This window comes from Chryseobacterium daecheongense (assembly GCA_027920525.1).
GTDB lineage: Bacteria > Bacteroidota > Bacteroidia > Flavobacteriales > Weeksellaceae > Chryseobacterium > Chryseobacterium proteolyticum.
Genome location: CP115858.1, coordinates 1,695,610 through 1,714,493, shown reverse-complemented (window position 1 = coordinate 1,714,493; position 18,884 = coordinate 1,695,610). Strand labels below are relative to the sequence as shown.

The 18,884-nt window shown below is 35.9% G+C and carries 18 protein-coding genes; 12 read left to right on the top strand and 6 right to left on the bottom strand.

Annotation, left to right across the window (positions count from 1 at the left end; genetic code table 11):
- Positions 1-52: 52 nt before the first annotated feature.
- Positions 53-853 carry a hypothetical protein gene (locus PFY10_07505; protein WBV58291.1) on the bottom strand — a complete coding sequence of 267 codons (801 nt, stop codon included), beginning with the start codon at positions 851-853 and terminating at the stop codon, positions 53-55.
- Between the two features lie 237 nt (positions 854-1,090).
- Positions 1,091-3,238, bottom strand: coding sequence for a DNA mismatch repair protein MutS (locus tag PFY10_07500; GenBank protein WBV58290.1), 2,148 nt, complete (start codon positions 3,236-3,238; stop codon positions 1,091-1,093).
- A gap of 117 nt (positions 3,239-3,355) precedes the next feature.
- Here PFY10_07500 and PFY10_07495 point away from each other — a divergent pair, with 117 nt between their 5' ends.
- Together PFY10_07495 and PFY10_07490 are read left to right on the top strand one after the other, a co-directional pair.
- Complete coding sequence (locus tag PFY10_07495) at positions 3,356-3,859, top strand: GNAT family N-acetyltransferase (GenBank protein ID WBV58289.1); 504 nt, start codon at positions 3,356-3,358, stop codon at positions 3,857-3,859.
- A 78-nt stretch (positions 3,860-3,937) separates the two neighbouring features.
- The gene (locus PFY10_07490) at positions 3,938-4,579 is read left to right on the top strand and encodes a uracil-DNA glycosylase (GenBank protein WBV58288.1); all 642 of its coding nucleotides are present in this window, start codon (positions 3,938-3,940) and stop codon (positions 4,577-4,579) included.
- Here PFY10_07490 and PFY10_07485 read toward each other — a convergent pair.
- The 3 genes from PFY10_07485 to PFY10_07475 all read right to left on the bottom strand — a co-directional run bounded on the left by PFY10_07485 (position 4,566) and on the right by PFY10_07475 (position 6,816).
- On the bottom strand, positions 4,566-5,051 hold the full coding sequence (locus PFY10_07485; protein WBV58287.1) for a hypothetical protein: 486 nt from the start codon (positions 5,049-5,051) through the stop codon (positions 4,566-4,568). The two genes, PFY10_07490 and PFY10_07485, sit on opposite strands and share 14 nt — an antisense overlap.
- A 12-nt stretch (positions 5,052-5,063) precedes the next feature.
- The gene (locus PFY10_07480; GenBank protein WBV58286.1) at positions 5,064-5,555 is read right to left on the bottom strand and encodes a DUF456 domain-containing protein; all 492 of its coding nucleotides are present in this window, start codon (positions 5,553-5,555) and stop codon (positions 5,064-5,066) included.
- Between the two features lie 73 nt (positions 5,556-5,628).
- Positions 5,629-6,816 carry a carboxypeptidase-like regulatory domain-containing protein gene (locus tag PFY10_07475; protein ID WBV58285.1) on the bottom strand — a complete coding sequence of 396 codons (1,188 nt, stop codon included), beginning with the start codon at positions 6,814-6,816 and terminating at the stop codon, positions 5,629-5,631.
- 274 nt (positions 6,817-7,090) lie between these two features.
- Between PFY10_07475 and PFY10_07470 the strand changes: the two genes are divergently transcribed.
- The 10 genes from PFY10_07470 (at position 7,091) to PFY10_07425 (ending at position 16,951) form a co-directional block, all read left to right on the top strand.
- A complete protein-coding gene (locus PFY10_07470) occupies positions 7,091-8,353 on the top strand; it encodes a mechanosensitive ion channel (GenBank protein WBV58284.1) in 1,263 nt (420 codons plus the stop codon).
- Between the two features lie 87 nt (positions 8,354-8,440).
- Positions 8,441-9,160: a pyridoxine 5'-phosphate synthase gene (locus PFY10_07465; protein WBV58283.1), complete on the top strand. Its 720-nt coding sequence runs from the start codon at positions 8,441-8,443 to the stop codon at positions 9,158-9,160.
- 79 nt (positions 9,161-9,239) lie between these two features.
- Positions 9,240-10,019: an alpha/beta fold hydrolase gene (locus PFY10_07460; protein WBV58282.1), complete on the top strand. Its 780-nt coding sequence runs from the start codon at positions 9,240-9,242 to the stop codon at positions 10,017-10,019.
- A gap of 113 nt (positions 10,020-10,132) precedes the next feature.
- Positions 10,133-10,384, top strand: coding sequence for a microviridin/marinostatin family tricyclic proteinase inhibitor (locus tag PFY10_07455; protein ID WBV58281.1), 252 nt, complete (start codon positions 10,133-10,135; stop codon positions 10,382-10,384).
- A 75-nt stretch (positions 10,385-10,459) separates the two neighbouring features.
- Entirely contained in the window at positions 10,460-10,663 is a 204-nt protein-coding gene (locus PFY10_07450) for a microviridin/marinostatin family tricyclic proteinase inhibitor (GenBank protein ID WBV58280.1), read from the top strand.
- An 89-nt stretch (positions 10,664-10,752) separates the two neighbouring features.
- Positions 10,753-11,709 (top strand): ATP-grasp ribosomal peptide maturase, encoded by a 957-nt coding sequence (locus PFY10_07445; GenBank protein WBV58279.1) that lies wholly within the window; start codon positions 10,753-10,755, stop codon positions 11,707-11,709.
- Complete coding sequence (locus PFY10_07440) at positions 11,702-12,709, top strand: MvdD family ATP-grasp ribosomal peptide maturase (protein WBV58278.1); 1,008 nt, start codon at positions 11,702-11,704, stop codon at positions 12,707-12,709. Before PFY10_07445 ends, PFY10_07440 begins: the two co-directional genes overlap by 8 nt.
- A 312-nt stretch (positions 12,710-13,021) precedes the next feature.
- Positions 13,022-14,035: an NAD-dependent epimerase/dehydratase family protein gene (locus tag PFY10_07435; GenBank protein WBV58277.1), complete on the top strand. Its 1,014-nt coding sequence runs from the start codon at positions 13,022-13,024 to the stop codon at positions 14,033-14,035.
- The gene (locus tag PFY10_07430; GenBank protein ID WBV58276.1) at positions 14,036-15,799 is read left to right on the top strand and encodes a long-chain fatty acid--CoA ligase; all 1,764 of its coding nucleotides are present in this window, start codon (positions 14,036-14,038) and stop codon (positions 15,797-15,799) included.
- Between the two features lie 93 nt (positions 15,800-15,892).
- Positions 15,893-16,951: a diphosphomevalonate decarboxylase gene (locus PFY10_07425; protein WBV58275.1), complete on the top strand. Its 1,059-nt coding sequence runs from the start codon at positions 15,893-15,895 to the stop codon at positions 16,949-16,951.
- Positions 16,952-17,023: 72 nt separating this feature from the next.
- On the opposite strand, the gene pruA is transcribed toward PFY10_07425, so the two are convergent.
- Positions 17,024-18,649: an L-glutamate gamma-semialdehyde dehydrogenase gene (pruA, locus tag PFY10_07420; GenBank protein ID WBV58274.1), complete on the bottom strand. Its 1,626-nt coding sequence runs from the start codon at positions 18,647-18,649 to the stop codon at positions 17,024-17,026.
- Positions 18,650-18,884: the final 235 nt, after the last annotated feature.

The window sequence follows — 18,884 nt, the reverse complement described above, 5'->3', positions numbered from 1 at the left end:
GTAAGACTTTTTCAGGTGCAAAAATAAGGATAATACAGAGAAGTAAGGTGAATTATTCCGGATTTTTAAAAATAATCTGATGAGCCACCCGGCCCTGTCTGATTGTCCAGAGTGTGGTATACCTGTTTTCACCCGATCCGTTCACCATATAAAGGAAAATATTATCATTATCAATAGCAGCTACACTGATGTTATTGAAATCCATAGTAGGCTGGAACATATTTTTGATGGCTTCTCTCACAAAGACAGAGCCACGCCCCACCTGCTGTACCCGGATCGATTTGATTTCGGTCATCCCTTCCGGAAGTTCTTTGCTTATTCCCCAGGGTTTAACTTTATCAATGGTTAATATCGTTCCATCCGTATCTTTTTCCTGTTTACGGTAGCTGGCATTAGAAGGATAAATATCGATGATTACTTTACTCCTTTGAGCGGTAGGTATTTTGGGGTTATTATTATCTGTGAAAATGAGTGATCTTCCGTTTTTGGATTTGGAAGGTGTATATTGAGGCAACTGATCAATAAAGGCTACACGGTCTTTATTCACCATACCTTCCTTATCAAGATTTTCATATCTCACAAAAGGCTTTTCAGTATCCTGCTTATCGGGATATTTGATCCATAGCCATTCTGTTTCTCCGGGAGCCGGTTTTACATAAAGAAAAACATCCCCTTTACGCATTCTGATTTTGTCTACAATTTTTCTGTAATTATCCTTTGCCACCCGTACATTGGCATAGCCTTCTTCTGCTTTTACAACTCCAAAAGGAATTTTTTGCTGCCCTTTTAGGAAGGCTAATGAAAATAAACTGAAGGCAGATAAATAGAATGCTTTGTTTACGGAAATCATCATGAAAAATTTTTGATACTTCAAATATATAAATTAAAAGCATTTCGGAACATAATTATAGCTTCCTAAATCTTCTTTATTTGCTAAAGGAAGTTTTTACAAAAGAAATTTATTCTGTTAGGTTAGAGGGGGATAGAAATTTGGTAAGGCGAAATTTTTTGGGAAGAAGGAAGAGTAAAGAATAAAGAGTAAAGAATAAGAGAGTGCTAAAAGCACTCTCCTTTATTATTAAATTAATTTTTAAATTCTTTCAAGCTCATCAGCATCAATGGTCGTTTTAAAGGTTCCATAATTGACAATCACTTTATTTCTTGAAATTTTTTCAATCGTGCCGACACTGGTACTTCCTGTAATACGCACCCGTTGTCCCACTTTCATCCAGATCTCACGATCGGTTTTGCGTTTTTCTTCTATTTTTTCGTTGGTTTCTGCGATTTTTTCAATAACCTCTTCTTTTTTCAGCTGCTGGGTGATCTTTCTTTTTACAATCTGAAGACGTTTGGTTTCATCTTTATCAGCACCTATTTTTCTGAATTTTTCCTGTTCTAAAATCTTCACGAAATCTTTTACCACATCCTTCCTGGATTTTCCCTTAACGTAGCTTTCGATAAAAGATTCGATTTTGTTCCCGAACTGAAGCTTCCGATGTTCTTCTTCATACAGCTTTTGAAAATTGAATAATTTTTGCTGAAGTTGTTCATTCAGCTTTTGAAGGTTATCCCGTTTATCTTCTACCGATTCCTTTCTTTCAGCCAGATCTGTTTTAAGCTTTTCAACTTCAAATTTTTCCTGCTGTAGCTTAACAATGGTTTTATCAAGGTTTACAATATCGTGTTCTACCTTTTTCTTTGCAGAATGGATAATGAATCTCGGAATTTTATTCTTTTCGGCAACTTCAAAAGTAAAGGAACTTCCTGCCTGGCCTACTTCCAGCTTGTACATCGGTTCCAGAGTTTCTTCATTGAATAACATCGCCGCATTTTCAGCATTAGGAAGTTGTTCTATCACCAGTTTGATATTGGTATAGTGTGTGGTGATAATCGCGAAACTTTTCTTGTCGTAGAAAAATTCAAGGAAACTTTCTGCCAGGGCACCTCCCAGTTCCGGATCGGAACCTGTTCCAAACTCATCAATTAACAGGAGCGTATTGGCGTCTGATTCCCTGATGATTCCGGACATTTTCTTTAATCTCGAAGAATATGTCGAAAGATGGTTTTCTATAGACTGATTGTCTCCAATATCCGTCATGATTTTGTCAAAGAAAAACATTTCGGATTTCGGGTGAGTGGGAACAAGGATTCCACTTTGGATCATCAGCTGTAGTAATCCTACCGTTTTTAAGGTTATTGATTTTCCCCCTGCATTGGGACCGGAGATACAGATGATCCTGTTATGTTCCGTCAGACTCAATGTTTGTGGGTGGATCGTTTTGTTCTCTGCTTTATTCCTTAGCCATAACAATGGATGAAAAGCTTCTCTTAATCTCAGGGTTTTATGGCGGTTGATTTTAGGCAGTACTCCATGGATTAATTCTGCAAATTTGGCTTTTGCCCTCGTTAAATCAAGATCAAAAATGTATTTTTGATACCTCCAGAGCTGAGGTTGAAATTCGGCTAATTCAGCTGTAAGTTTCCTCAGGATCTTATCAATTTCTTTCTTTTCCTCCTCTTCAGCTTCCTTCAATTTAAAATAGTGGCTGACTACGCTGTCCGGCTGTATATAGGTAATGGATCCTGTTTTTGAAAGTCCCAAGACTCTTCCGGAAACCCTTTTTTTATACGCAGATTTTACTGCTAAAACTCTTTGGTCCTCTATAATACTCTCACGGATGTCATCCAGAAAATCACTTTGCCCATAATTGAACAAGGCACGGTTGAAATTTTCCTGAATTGCTTTTTTGGCATGCTGAATCTCTGTCCGTAATATTTTTAGAACGGGTGAAGCTTCGCTTTTTACCTCTCCAAAACGGTTGAAGACTTTATCAACCTTATCAATGATCTCTTTTTTAAATTCAAGAACTGAAACATTTTCCAGAAGATTGGGAAAAGTATCCGGCATGGTGGGAAAGAACTTTTGTAGCTTTCCGATTTGTTCCGTGAGTGTTTTTATCTTGATGAATGCGCTGTTTTCCAGTCGATAGTTCTCAATCAGCATTAATTTCAGTTCCGCTTCAATATCTTCATATTCATCGAATGGGATAGCATTTGAACTTTCAAAACTTGAAAGATATTCCGAAGTTTTTTTCAAAGAAAGCTCTGCTTCGTCGATTTCCATAGGACGAAGTTGAAGAATTTTTTCTCTCGTTTTCGGAGAATACGCAAAAGGAGAAATTTCCGCGAGCAATTGCGGAAATTCTAATTCGTCTAAATCTTCTTTATTTATATACACAATGCAAATTTAGTGAGAAATTGTGAATTTGATGAAGATGATAATTTGAAAATGAGATATTTTGAAAATTTTATGGTCATGATCTTTTTTAAATGAATGTTTTAGTACATTTGAAATATGAGAATAGAAACCAATCGTTTGATTTTAAGAAATATTGAAGAAACCGATGTTGAAGACATTCTTAGGATCCGTAGCAATGAAGAAATCAACAGATACATCTTGCGTAATTCACCAAAAACGAATTATGATGCACTGGATTTTATTTTAACGATAAAAAGAAATACCCAAAATAACGAAACTGTATATCTGGGTATTTCATATAAAGATCAACCCAACCTTATCGGAACGATATGTTTGTGGAATTTTTCTGAAGACAGAAAGATAGCAGAAGTAGGCTATGAGCTCTTGCCGGACTACCACAGACAGGGAATTATGTCTGAAGCATTGGATGCTGTTTTACATTTTGGTTTTAATGAATTAAATTTGCAGGAGATTATAGCTACTACCCATCAAGATAATAATAGTTCAAAAACCTTGCTTTTAAAATATAATTTTGTTTTAGAACAGGATAAAAAAGATGAAGACTTTCCTGAGGGAATTATTTTTAGCTTAAAGAAATAATTGACCTGTAGCGGAGTAATTAGCCAATAGGCATCTAATCAATAAATTAACCCATTTTCAAATTATTGAATTGAAACAATGACCTGGACAGAAGTTTTAGCACCTATAAAAAGTACCGAATATTTTAAAAACCTTTGGGAGAAGGTAAAACAAGAATACGCAACCACCAAAGTATTTCCCCCGAAAAATCAAATTTTCAGGGCACTGGAAATTACACCTTTTGATGATATTGAAGTAGTGATTATTGGCCAGGACCCTTATCATAATGATTACCAGGCTAACGGATTGTGCTTTTCTGTTTCAGAGCAGGTGGCGGCTCCACCTTCTCTAAAGAACATTTTTATTGAATTGAAAGATGACCTTGGAGTAGTAAGGACTTCTAAAGAGCTTGATGATTGGGGAAAACAGGGAGTACTGTTGCTAAATGCAACATTAACAGTACGTGCTCATTCTCCCAATTCCCATAAAGATTTGGGATGGGAAAAATTTACAGACTTTATCATTAAGGAGATTTCAGATAAAAAAGAAAATGTAGTCTTTGTGCTTTGGGGAGCTTTTGCACAAAAAAAAGCCGAACTTATTGATCCGGCCAAGCACTTTATTTTGAAATCGGCACATCCTTCACCTTTTTCCGTATACAGGGGGTTTTTTGGAAGCAAGCCTTTCTCAAAAATTAATGAATATCTTATCTCAAAAGGGAAGAAACCTATTTCGTGGTAGTTTTTTCGCCTGTTTTTTTGATGGTAATTCCAATTTTGTATTTTCCCGGAAGTCCTTTTGTTCCTTCTTGTGCAGTCGGATAGGGGGTAACATCTTTTAATGAGATGGTATATCCATTAAATTCTGCAGATTGTACATAGTTTCTTCCCGGATTATCCATTGTGGCTAATGTTAACGTTACAGGTCTCGTTGTAGTCCCCATAACCAGTACATTGGCCACCGCGACACCTGCCCAAATGCAATTAACGCCTTCCGGACAACGGCTGTCTTCGGAAATATTGGTAAAAGTAACATTCATCTGGTATTCTTTGAGGAATCTGTTTTCTCCCTCATTGAAGTAAATAATGTCTCCTTCCTTATTCATCGTTTTTTCTTTTGTGTTGGTTGCTGCGGATGGCTTAGACCCCTTTTGTGCATTACAATTGGTAAGCACAAGCATTCCTAAACTGAGTACAATGGTTTTGTATATCATGGTATTTCTTTTTTAAATATAATCAAGCATATTCAATATTACTACCAAAAACATTGCCACACCTACCACAAAACTGAATCCCGTACCGTATATGAATCCGATAAAGGCTCCTTTTGTGGATTTCAGGGCCTTATCCATGTCCTTACTGTCGTGAAGAAGTTCTCCAATAAATACTCCTGCAAACATACCGATCAGAAATCCTAAAGGGATGGGAATAAACATACCTGCAATAGTTCCGACTACTGAACCGATGCTTCCCCATTTTGTGCCGCCATATTTTTTGTTGGTTCTGGCCGGGATCACATAATTTAGAACAGCAGAAGCTGCGGTAAGAATCCCGAAAACCCAGATATACAACATCGGGAGATCCGCATCTGTACCGAATTTGTAAATCAACAATCCGCAAAGGCTGAGTAACAGTCCAGGCAGCACCGGGAGAAAGGTGCCCAGTATGCCCAGGACAAGTAAAATAAGACAAAGAATATTAATTAATGTAGTATCCATTCTTTAAAAATATAATGCAATATAAAAAAAGTGGCCTTAAAAAAGCCACCTTTTCATATAAGTTGAGAATTTTCTATAAGTTTAAGATTACATATTGCAGAATCACACCTGCGTTGCCGATGTTTCCTGAAGCATGATTATGGAAAGTGGTATAATAAATATACCCGCTGGTTGAAGATCCCGAGCAAGGCCCCACTGTGGCCCCTAACGCTACCAAATAAGGAACCAGTACCTGAGGAACTGAAATACTGATCTGAATGTTGCCTGGTAAAGTAATACAAACCGTTACAAATGTTGAATTGGGAGCGTTTCCTATTGGAGTGGTAGGAATACCTGTTGCGGAGAAATGATTGGTTCTGATCATCAGGGCATCATTTGATGAGGTTTCTTTAACCAACACTTCCCAATAAGCCGGGTCGTAATTAATTATTTTTTGCCATGCCCCTAAATCATAGTTGATGTTAAGTGTATTAAATCCTAAAGCCGTTGTAAGTCCGGCATTGTTTACCGTAGCATCCAGGGTACCTGTGCTTCCGATGTTTTTAGAACATAACTTGGTATCAGGAACAAACCCTCCGGTCATTGAACAGTTACTCGTATTGCTTGTTCCGCCTACCAGATAGGAAACATCCCAATCCGAAGCATAGATACTCCCGCCATTAGCAACAAAAATGGCTAGATTAGCATCAATTACAGTATAGAGTCCAGGATTTGAAGAGTAATTATTTCTTGAACCACAGTTGAGAAATATAATGTCATATTGTGCAATAGCAGTTAAGTTGGCAAGATCGGCATTAGTAATTTCGGTGGCATTATAGCCTAAAGTCTGAATGATATCCTCAATTTTATCATACGCTCCCTTTACATAAGCTATTTTTGCAACCTGATTGAGCTTGGTTTGGCTGACATCGAGATTTAAGGTTTCATGATCTTTTACAGTTGCGGAAATTTCCGTACGGAAATTACTACCATTACCCGTCTGAATATGGATAGTCCGATTTCCAGCCGGAGCATCCAATGTAAAGTTACCGTTGGCATCTGAAGTGGTATAATAAATTTTATACTGATCGTCAAATGTAAAAACTGAAGCACCTCCAATAGGCTTAGTGCCATTTTGTGACATCACTTTACCGATAAGTTTTCCTGTCTTTATAGCAGGTGGTCCAACGTTTTCGGAAGGTGTTGCAGAATCATCTCCTCCGGAGCAGTTGATAAACAGTGTGAATACACACAATAAAATAAATAAGTAGTTTTTTCTCATATCTGATTGATTTTTATGGGGTTAGTTTGAACCAAATTTAATAAATAATTAAATATAAAATAATATAATATGATAAATTTTGAGTATTGTTTATTTTAAATAATGTTTTTTAATTAATTTTTTACCTATTTGTTGATGTTTTAAGTAAATTAATAATTTTTTAAAATAATGATTTTAAAATTTTATTAAAAATGAAAATAAAATCCATTTTGGGATAAAAATTGATGGATAGGTTTTAATTAAAATGATCCTTAAATTTCATAAATTTGCGATAATGAAAGACGAGTTACAAGACACCAAAGACTTTTTACAGGATATAAGTGATCAGATCCATTATTTTGTAAGCGCTAATGTGCCCAATGACTTGGTACTTACCTGTCAGATTATCCTTAAATTTTTATTTTTGGCAGGATTTGTCTATGTAATAGATTTTATTTTTAAAATTCTTGTCAATACGATATTCAAATTCTTTTTTGATAAAGAAAAATATCCTGTTCTAAAATCAATCTATCAGTCAAGAATTACAAACTCAATAGTTCATCTAGGTGCATTGAATTTTGCTGAATATGCTCTTAAATCAGTCTTTTGGAGACATCCGAAAAGTTTTGAATTATTGGGGTTAATTGTTAGTGTAGCGATCATTTTTGTTATTGCCGGGATGTTATTCAGGGCATTAACAGCATTGAGGAATTATTTTGTTATCAAACAGGATTTTTATAAGATAATGGCTTTAAATGCTATTTCAGAATCGGTCAAGATATTTGGAATTTTTATTCTTACTGTAGTTGGTATTTGTGTGATTTTCGGAATCAAAGGAGGAACAATTCTGGGAAGTTTGGGGGCTATCACTGCTGTACTTGTACTTGTTTTCAGAGATACTATTTTAGGATTTGTAACAGGGCTTCATGTTGCCACTTCTAAAAACATGAAAGTTGGAGACTGGATTGGTATTCCCAAATACAATATCGAAGGTAATATAGCAGATATCAGTCTTCTAACGACCAAAATCACCAATTTTGATAAAACGGTTTCTACGATTCCTACTTACGATCTGCTGACTACCGAGATCAAAAATCTTCAGATCATGTCCGAATCGAATACCCGAAGGATAAAAAAATCAATTTATTTTAATATCAATTCTTTTAAGTTTTTAAATGATGAAGAAATCAATCGTCTAAAGGATATCAATCTCATCTCAGAATACCTGGAAGGAAAAAGTATAGAAATCAGAAAGGAAAAAGAATCATTGGCTCATAATGATAAAATTGTGAACGGACGACAATTGACCAATATCGGAGTCTTCAGGTATTACGCCCAAAAATATATAGAAAATGACCCGGATATTGATCAAAAAGGAGTGGTGATGGTTCGTCAGCTGGATATTACTCCGCATGGGCTGCCTTTGGAAATATACTGCTTTGCCAACGACTCCAAATGGGAGCGTTTTGAGCAAATCCAGGCAGATATTTTTGACCATCTGTTGGTTGCTTCAAAAGAATTTGACCTGCAGGTAATGCAGGTTGCAGTGAAAGTTTAATAAATAAGAGATTAGACCTTACATGTTGGATATTCAATGGATTTTATCTGATATATAGGATCTAAGCTCTAATATCTACTTATAAAAATGACAAAACTAAGTGTAAACATTAATAAAATTGCAACTTTAAGAAATGCAAGAGGAGGCGAATTGCCAAGTGTAACAGAAGCTGCAATTAAAATTCAGGAATTCGGAGGACAGGGAATTACCATCCATCCTCGACCTGATGAAAGACACATTACCAGAAAAGATGTTTATGATCTGAAACCTTTGGTAACTACGGAGTTCAATATTGAAGGGAATCCACACCGTGCTTTCATCGATATGGTCCTTGAAGTGAAACCCGAGCAGGTAACATTGGTTCCTGACGCAGATGATGCCATTACTTCTAATGCCGGCTGGGATACAAAAAAACACTTAGATTTTCTTACTGATGTTATTGCCGAATTTAAAAATGCAGGAATCCGTACTTCAATCTTTCTTGATCCTAATCCTGGATTAGTAGAATACGCTGCAAAAACCGGAACTGACAGGATAGAATTGTATACAGAAGCTTATGCAAAGGATTATGTTGCGAATAAAGAACAGGCAATAAAGCCATATCTTGAAACGGCTTTAGCTGCCGGCGAATTCGGCCTGGGAGTTAACGCGGGGCATGATCTTAGTCTTGATAATTTAAAATACTTTGCGGATACGATACCAAATTTGCTGGAAGTTTCCATAGGACATGCATTAGTTTCGGAAGCTTTGTATATGGGTATGGAAAATACGATTCAGGCTTATTTGAAGAGATTGGCTAAGTGGTAAGATTTCCTGTGTTTTGGGAATTAATAGAATATTCATCATTTCACATTGCAATTACCACCTAATATCTAATATAAAAATTATGGAAATTTTACATTCAAAAATATTTGGCGAGGATAAATCGTCTACTCCTTTATTGGTCTTTCACGGATTGTTCGGAATGCTTGACAACTGGGGAAGCTTTGGAAAAGATTTAGGGGAGTATCTTCCTGTTTATTTACTGGACCTCAGAAATCATGGAAGAAGTTTTCATTCGGAGAGTATGTCACATGATGATCTGGCTGATGATATTGCGCATTATATGGATCATTACGGAATAGAGAAAGCTCATGTTCTGGGACATTCTTTAGGTGGAAAAGCAGTAATGCAATTTGCGATAAGGTATCCGGAAAAGGTAGAAAAACTTATTGTGGTTGACATTTCTCCAAAAGCATATCCTCCACACCATCAGGGAATTATTAAAGCATTGGAAACGGTGGATTTCAATAATGTAGGTTCAAGAAATGAGGTGGAAGCAGTTCTTAGTCAGTATATTCCTGAGAAATCTACCATTCAGTTTTTAACAAAGAACTTATATTGGGATGATAACAAAAAACTAAATTGGAGGTTTAACCTTAAGACCTTATCCGAAAAGTATAATGAGTTTGTATCCAATGCAATAAAATTTGGAGTGTTTGAGGGTGAAACTTTATTTATTTCCGGGGAAAAATCCAATTATATTCTCCCACAGGATGAATTTGCCATTAAACAACAGTTTCCTAAGGCTAAAATTGTCGTTGTTAAAAATGCAGCTCATTGGGTACAGGCTGACAACCCTACAGAGTTTAGTCATGTAGTAAAGAATTTTTTGGGTTTGGATTGATTTGATTCTCTGTTTGTTGTATTGTTAAAATTTTCTTAAAAGAGTGATATATTTTTTTGCATAAGGGAAATTTTGTACTTTAGATTTATCAAAAAAGTTAAAAATATTTACTTATGAAACCAAAAAAACTAAAAAAACCATTCTTTGCTTCTTTTTTGGAGAAGCAAATTCAAGAGCCTGAGAAAGTAACCGGAGGTGGGGAAATTATTACTTCACCTAATTCAGACAATATTACGATTCCTTCCAAGGATAATATCACTTCCGTTTTGGTTGACAATGTTACTACGGTAAGAAATGATAATGTAACCTTGAAATATCCTTCTGATAGTGATGAAGGTGGACCTTTAGATCATATAGAATTATAGATCAGATCCATTTGTATCAATCGATCATTTTTAATAATTTCAACAAAATACTAAGTTAAACCAAATTAAAACATTATGAAAAACAAGAGTTCAAAGAAAAAACCATTTTTCGCAGCATTCCTTGAAAAACAACTGAAAGATCCTCAATCTGTAACAGGAGGTGGACCAGATATCACAATTCCTGAAAGAGATGTTGTTACTAAGCCAACTTTGGATATGGCTCATACATTGAAATATCCATCAGATGGAGATGATGATTCACCAACAGTGCCATTATAGTGAATTGTTTTAAAGAAAAATAAAACATACTAAAATCATAAGAAAGGAAACTTACACTCTAAGTTTCCTTTTTTAATAAAAAGCAAAAAATGATTCTTTGTATCACGCACTCCAATGACTTTTATACTATAGATATTTTCTTTGAATATCTTACTTCTAAAAATATTCCCTACTTCAGGTTAAATTCAGACCACCTGAATTACCTTCAGAAAATTAGTATTACTGACCATTCGTTTGAATTGACTGACGAGTTTGGAAATACGTTCCGTTCCAGCGATATCAAGGCAGTGTGGCATAGAAAAGGATGGCGTATCAGTATTCCTGAAGAGCTTGATGATGACTATGTGAAAATTTTCATCAATGAATATGGAAATCTTCGTTATAATCTCTACACGGCTCTTGAAGATGTTCCCTGGATCAATCCTTTTGAAGCTGAAAAGAAAGCGGATGGAAACAAATTATATCAACTGAAAATTGCTAAAAAAAATAAATTAACGATACCGAAAACACTTTTCTCAAACGATGAAGAAGAGATTACAGCCTTCTTTCATACATATTGTAATGGAAAAGCTGTGGCAAAGCTGCATGGAGTTATTGCCAAATCTATGGGAGGTGAAAATATGCTCTCCACAACGATTATAAGAGAAGATAATTTAGAATCACTGGCAGATATTGCGTATTGTCCTATGATTTTTCAGCCGTATATAGAAAAAGAATATGAACTAAGGATCATGTACGTTGATGGTGAGTTTTTTACGGGTAAAATTAATAATAGTGAACATGCCGATTGGCGTGTTAATCAGGGAAATTATACATGGTCAGCTTACGAATTGCCGGAAGACATTAAGTCTTCTCTTACCTTAATGATGAAAGAAATGGGGCTCTACATGGGAGCGATCGATATGATCAAAGGAAGAGATGAAAATTACTATTTTCTTGAAGTTAATCCACAAGGAGAGTGGGGAATGTTACAAAAAGAACTTAACTTTCCCATTGCGGAAAGAATTGCCGATAACCTTATCAAAAGAATGAAAACCAATGAATAACAAAATTTTAATCATCACCCATACCGGGGACAATTTTTCAATACAAAAAGTAACGGAGTATATTATTAAAAATAACTTTGAGGTCATCCGCTTTGATGTCGATTTATATCCTTTACAAAATAAACTGTCGACTACTTTCCAAGATGGAAAATGGATCAGTATTCTCGAAACTCCGGATGCTAAACATCGTTTAGATGATATTGCTGCGGTGTGGTACAGAAGAGCTTACAATATGGGAGATGGGCTAAAGGAAGAGTTAGATGCCAAATTCTATGGTGCTGCGATGGGTGAAATAAGAACAACTCTTTTTGGATTTTTAGAATCCATAGATGTATATGCTCTGGGTAAGCCAAGTGTTTACAGAAGATTAGACAGTAAAGAGGAGCAGTTAAAAATTGCGGATAAGATAGGATTTAAAATTCCGGAAACCTGTATTACCAATAATCCTGAAGAAGCCAGAAATTTTATCCTGAAACATCAGAATGTTATCGGAAAGATGCAATCGGGTTTTGCTATTTATGAAGATGGGGTGGAAAGTGTTGTATTTACCAACGTGATTAAAGAGGACAAGCTGGATGATCTGGATTCGCTGTTGTATTGCCCTATGCAATTCCAAAAGAAAATTGAAAAGAAAAGAGAGCTAAGAGTAACCGCAGTAGGGCAGGATGTATATGCGTTCGAAATTGATTCACAACAGTTTGAAGATGCAAAAGTAGACTGGAGAAAGGATGGGGTAAACCTAATCGATAAATGGGTAAGAACAGATCTTCCCAAAGATATTGAAGCTAAAGTTTTAGAGCTTCTGGATGTATATAATGTTGATTATGGAGCAATGGATATCATTGTTTCTCCTGAAGATGAATATTATTTTATTGAAATTAATGGTGCCGGAGAATTTTTCTGGCTGGATAATCTTACGGAAGAAAATCTTATTTCGAAGAGCATTGCTGATCTTTTATGTGATAAAGCACCACGAAGAAATAATATGGTCTTAGCTTAGAATATGTGATTACTAATGTAATCACTATTTATCAATTTGTCATCACATGTTAATTCAATATATAAAAACGGGCTTTAGCCCGTTTTTATCATTTTAATCAAACAATTGGCTTAAGCCAAAACCTGAAAAAGAGTATTTTTCAATAACCTTATAATGTTTGAGTGTAATTAAATAACAAACTAAAGTAAAATTGTCCTTTAAAAATCGCAAATTTGCATTATAGGATTTTACATGATTTTTCAATACATTGAAGAATTGCTGAATCAAAAATATTATTATAATTTAGTCAACAACCAAGTAGGAATATAATTGATGGTTTTTGTAACGGGAGCAACCGGAATTTTGGGTCGTGTAATTATTTTGGAACTTTTAAAAAAAGGAAAAAAAGTACGCGCTGCCAAAAGGAGAACAAGTAATTTAAACGAAGTAAAGCATTCATATCAGTTTTATACAGAAAACTCTGATGATTTTTTTAATAAAATTGAATGGGTAGATGTAGATTTTGATGACATGAACTCTTTAGAAGATGCCCTGAAAGGCGTAGAAGAAGTGTATCATTGTGCTGCAAAAGTAAGCTTTCATCCACAAGATGAGAAAGAAATGTACCATACGAATATCAAGGGTACAGAAAATCTTTTATTTGCTTGTGAAGGTTCGTCTGTTACTAAATTTCTTCATGTGAGTTCTGTGGCTGTTTTGGACGGTTATAATGAAAAAGGGGAACTTGACGAAGAATCTGATTTTAATCCAAAGGTTGACCATCCTGCCTATGCCGTTTCAAAACATTTATCTGAAATGGAAGTATGGAGAGCTTCAGCCGAGGGCCTGAAAACCATCATCATCAATCCAGCAATTATCATAGGAAGTGGAAACTGGAACCAAAGCAGTGGTGAACTTTTTTCGACATTTGAAAAAAATAATTTTACCTTTTCCGGGGGATCATCTTATGTGGATGTCCGGGATGTTGCACGGATTTCTGTAGAGCTGATGGAAAATAATATTTTTGGAGAACGCTTTATTTTGGTCTCGGAGAATAAACGATATGCCGAAACAGGGAATTATATTCGTAAAAAACTGGGATTGAAAAATGCCAGAATATTGTCTAAAGCAGAACTTAATGCCGGAAGAATAGCCAATATCCTTTTGGGGTGGCTGATTCCACAATTAAAGCTGGTTACAAAATCTAATATTGAATCCATCACATCCTTTAATACCATTTCCAACGAAAAAATTAAGCAAAAGCTGAATTATCAGTTCATTCCTATCGAGGAAAGTATTGATTTTCATCTCAATAATTATATTAACGACAAAAAGGGGAATAAATAAATGAATCTTGCAGAGGCTATTATCAGTAAAAATATAGAAAAACACCCGTTAAAGTCAGCGATTGGTTTTAAAACGAAAGAGGTTTGGAAAGAGTTGAGCTGGAAGAAATTCAGTGAGATGATCTTTAAAACAGCAAATGCACTCAAAGAGGTGGGAATTCAGGAGGGTGACAGGGTCGCTATTTATTCCGATAATTCTGCAGAATGGATGGTCTTTGATCTTGCCTCCCTGTCGATCGGAGCTGTTACAGTTCCTATTTATTCTACCAATAATGCTGAGCAGGCAGAATACATCATCAATGATTCTCAGTCTAAAATTGTTTTAGTAGGGAATCAGGCTCAATATGATGCATGTCTTGAACTTCTAAACAAAGAGGGCAGTAGCCTTCAGGGTATTGTGGTTTCTAAAAAGTCAGTGTGGATTAAAAAAGAAGATGCCTCTTATCTGGAAGATTTTATTGCGAAAGCTGCTGCAAAGCTGGAGTTCTGTAAAAAAGAATATGAAGATGTTGCCACACTGATCTACACTTCGGGAACAACGGGAACGCCCAAAGGAGTTATGCTTACCCACGGGAATTTTATAAAAGCTTTTGATGCCCATTTTGAGTTTTTCAGGTTTAAAAACTTTGAAGAGGAATTGTCATTAGCCTTTTTGCCGTTGAGTCATGTTTTTGAAAGAAGCTGGAGCTTACTCTCATTATATGGTGGCGCCAGAGTATATTTTCTGGAGGATCCGAAAAATATAGCAAAAGCCTTGATTGAAGTAAAGCCGACTATGATGTGTGCGGTCCCAAGGTTTTTTCAGAAGATCTATGCGGGAGTGAATGATATGGTGACAGAAAGCTCTTCACTAAAGAAAAAGATCTTTAACTGGGCTTTGGAAACCGGTAAGCAGACTGCCGAATTAAGGAGAAATGATCAGCCTGCACCATTAGGACTTAAAATAAAAGAATCTATTGCCAATATGCTTGTTTTTAGTAAAATCAAAGAGAAGATGGGTGGAAGATTATGGTTTTTACCTTGTGGAGGAGCCTCGCTTTCTCCGGAAGTAACACGCTTTTTTGAGTCTGTAGGAATTCATGTAACGGTTGGTTACGGGCTTACTGAAACGACTGCTACTCTGACGCTGTTTCCTTTAACGCATTTTGAGCACGCAACAAGCGGAAGACCTTTACCAGGTGTTCAGATCCGTATTGGGGAAAATGATGAGATCCAGGCAACAGGAAACGGAATTATGAAAGGGTATTACAATAAACCGGATGAAACCAGAGCTGTATTTACATCAGATGGATGGTTCAAAACAGGAGATGCCGGAAAGATTGACGATAAAGGAAATCTGATCATTACCGACAGAATCAAGGATCTGATGAAAACCTCAAACGGAAAATATATTGCCCCGCAGCAAATTGAAAATCTTCTGACCAATAACAATTATATCCAGCAGATTATATTAATTGCTGAGGGAAGACAGTTTGTCTCCGCTTTGATTGTTCCAAACTTCGAATTTTTGGAAGATTATATCAAGAAAAACAATATTCCTTTTACCAGTTGGGAGGACATTGTAAAAAGAGAAGAAATTATCAGTCTCTATAAAGATAAAATTAAAGAATTACAGGAGCCGCTTGCGGACTTTGAGAAAGTGAAAAAGTTTACTTTAATGCCGTCTGAATTCGATATCAATACCGGTGAAATTACTCCGACATTGAAAATTAAAAGGAATGTGGTTTTAAAGAAATACGAAGATATTATTGAAAAAATGTACTAGATGAAATTTGATCCTATGAAGTTTTAATACTCAAATTGATCTTAGAACTTTTTCGTAGGGAATAAATTAGGCTTCATCATTTTGAATTAAATTATGACAACACAGGAATTTCTAGGAAAAGAAAATTATACAGTTACTTCACAAACGGTTTCGGAAAGCTGTCCGTCAAATATTGCTTTGATTAAATATTGGGGGAAATATGCAGATCAGATTCCAGCCAACCCAAGTATCAGCTATACCCTTAACCATTGTAAAACAAATACAATATTAGAGTTCTTAGCGGATCAGCCCTTTTCAGTTCAAACTTTTCTGTCAGGAAATGAAGAGGTAAAATTCGGAGAAAAAATAGAAAAGTATTTTAAAAATATAGAACAGTACTTACCTTGGATTTTAAGAGGAAAGTATATTATTAAAACAGAAAATACTTTTCCGCACAGTTCAGGGATTGCAAGCTCGGCTTCGGGTTTTGGAGCCATTGCAAAATGTCTTATGGCGCTCGATGAACTTTTTTCAGGGAAAGGACCGGAAGAAGAATCTTTAAGGAAAGCGTCATTTCTGGCCAGACTGGGAAGTGGAAGTGCATGCAGAAGTCTGTATAACGGATTGGTCGTATGGGGAAGTTCTGATGTGGTTGAGGGAAGTTCCGATTTGTTTGCAGTCCGATACCCGGATGAAGATATTCATGCTATTTTCAAAGATTTTAATGACTGGGTCCTGCTGATCCATGAAGGACAGAAAAGTGTTTCTTCTACAGTAGGTCATGGTTTGATGAATACAAATCCTTATGCAGAAAGAAGATTTCAGGAAGCAAGAGAAAACTTTATTCCAATGAAAGAGATTCTTAAAAACGGGGATATGGAAAGGTTTATTACATTGGTTGAACATGAGGCCCTTACACTTCATGCAATGATGATGATGAGCGATCCTGCATTTATCTTGATGAAAACAGGAACTCTGGAAGTCATCAATAAAATATGGGATTTCAGAAAGGAGACGGGGTTATCTTTATTTTTTACTTTGGACGCGGGAGCAAATGTTCATCTGTTATTTCCGAATAATGGTTCTGAAGAAAAGATCAAGACCTTTATTGAATCTGAATTATTGCCACATACCCAAAAGAACGGAGTGGTAAAAGATGTGATGAAGTTTTAAAATATATCATATAAAAAATGCCCGGAAGTAAAACTTTCGGGCATTTTTATGTATTAATGATTACTCATTTTTTTATCCTAAATATGGATATTTGTAATCCTTAGGAGAAACAAAAGTTTCTTTGATACTTCTCACGGAAGTCCATCTCAGAAGATTCATTTTAGAACCTGCTTTATCATTGGTTCCTGAAGCTCTACCTCCTCCGAAAGGCTGTTGTCCTACTACAGCTCCTGTTGGTTTATCATTGATGTAGAAGTTACCTGAAGCATTTTCTAAAGCTTTGAAAGCTTCATTTACCGCATAACGGTCTTGAGCAAAAACAGAACCTGTTAATGAATATGGAGATGAAGAATCCACCAGCTGTAAAGTTTCTTTCCAGTCTTTATCTTCGTAAACATAGATACTTAAGATAGGGCCAAAGATTTCTTCAACCATACTTTCGTATTGAGGATTTGTAGTTTCAATAACGGTTGGATTTACAAACCATCCTTTTGAATCATCACATTTTCCTCCGATCACTACATTGGCTTCATTAGAGTTTTGAGCTCTCTCGATGTATCCTTTACATTTTTCGAAAGAATTTTTATCGATAACAGCATTGATAAAGTTTGAAGGATCTTCCGGAGAACCGATCTTAATTGTGCTCATCTGAGCTTCCATTACTTTTTTTACATCTGCCCAAAGAGATTTTGGAATATATGCTCTTGAAGCCGCAGAACATTTCTGTCCCTGGTATTCGAAAGCTCCTCTTACTAAAGCTGTAGCTACTGCTTCAACGTTTGCAGATGGGTGAGCGATAACAAAGTCTTTACCACCAGTTTCTCCAACGATTCTTGGATAGGTTCTGTAGTTATGGATATTATCTCCGATCATTTTCCACATTCCCTGGAAAACTTTTGTAGAACCTGTGAAATGAAGTCCTGCAAAATCACGGTGTGCCAATACTTTCTCAGCAGTTTCTTTACCGTCTGTAAAGATCATGTTGATTACCCCTGCAGGAAGACCTGCCTCCGTTAATACATCCATGATTACTTTTGCAGAATACACCTGCTTATCTGAAGGTTTCCAAACCACTACGTTTCCAAGCATAGCCATACAAGTAGGAAGGTTTCCTGAGATCGCAGTAAAGTTGAACGGAGTTACTGCAAAGCAGAATCCTTCTAATGGTCTGTACTCTACACGGTTCCAGATCCCACTGTCAGAGATAGGCTGCTCAGAATACATTTCGGTCATAAATTCAACATTGAATCTTAAGAAATCTATGAATTCACAAGCTGAGTCAATTTCAGCCTGGTGTACATTTTTAGATTGTCCGATCATGGTTGCTGCATTGATCACGTCTCTGTATGGTCCTGCCAACAGATCAGCAGCCTTTAAGAAGATTGCAGCACGCTGCTCCCATCCAAGCTCGTTCCATTCTTTTTTTGCAGCTAATGCAGCATTGATCGCATCATCCACATGTTGCATTGTTCCTTTGTAGTAAAATCCAAAATCGTGAGCATGATCCTGTGGAGACTGAAGCTGAACCTTCTCGTCAGTTTTTACTTCCTTTCCATTGATGACCATTGGGATTTCTATCTTTTCAGCCCACATTTTTTTGTATGTGGCAATAAGGCTTTTTACTTCAGCTGAACCTGGTACATAAGAGTTTACAGGCTCATTTACTGCAAGTGGAACTTGCGAAATTGCTTTTGACATATATTTTAATTGTTTTAATTAAGTCTGTACTACAAATTTACGATAATTCAGACAAAGAAAAAATAAACCATAGTTTTTATAAATTATCCTTTACATTCATATACTCTATAATAAATGCGGTATTTTACCAGCGAAAATAAATCGTTTTGTGGTGTTTTTGTTTCGATTTTATAATGAGTGAAGGATCTGTATCTCATTTGAATATTAATTAATATTGCCCGGACATAGCTTATAC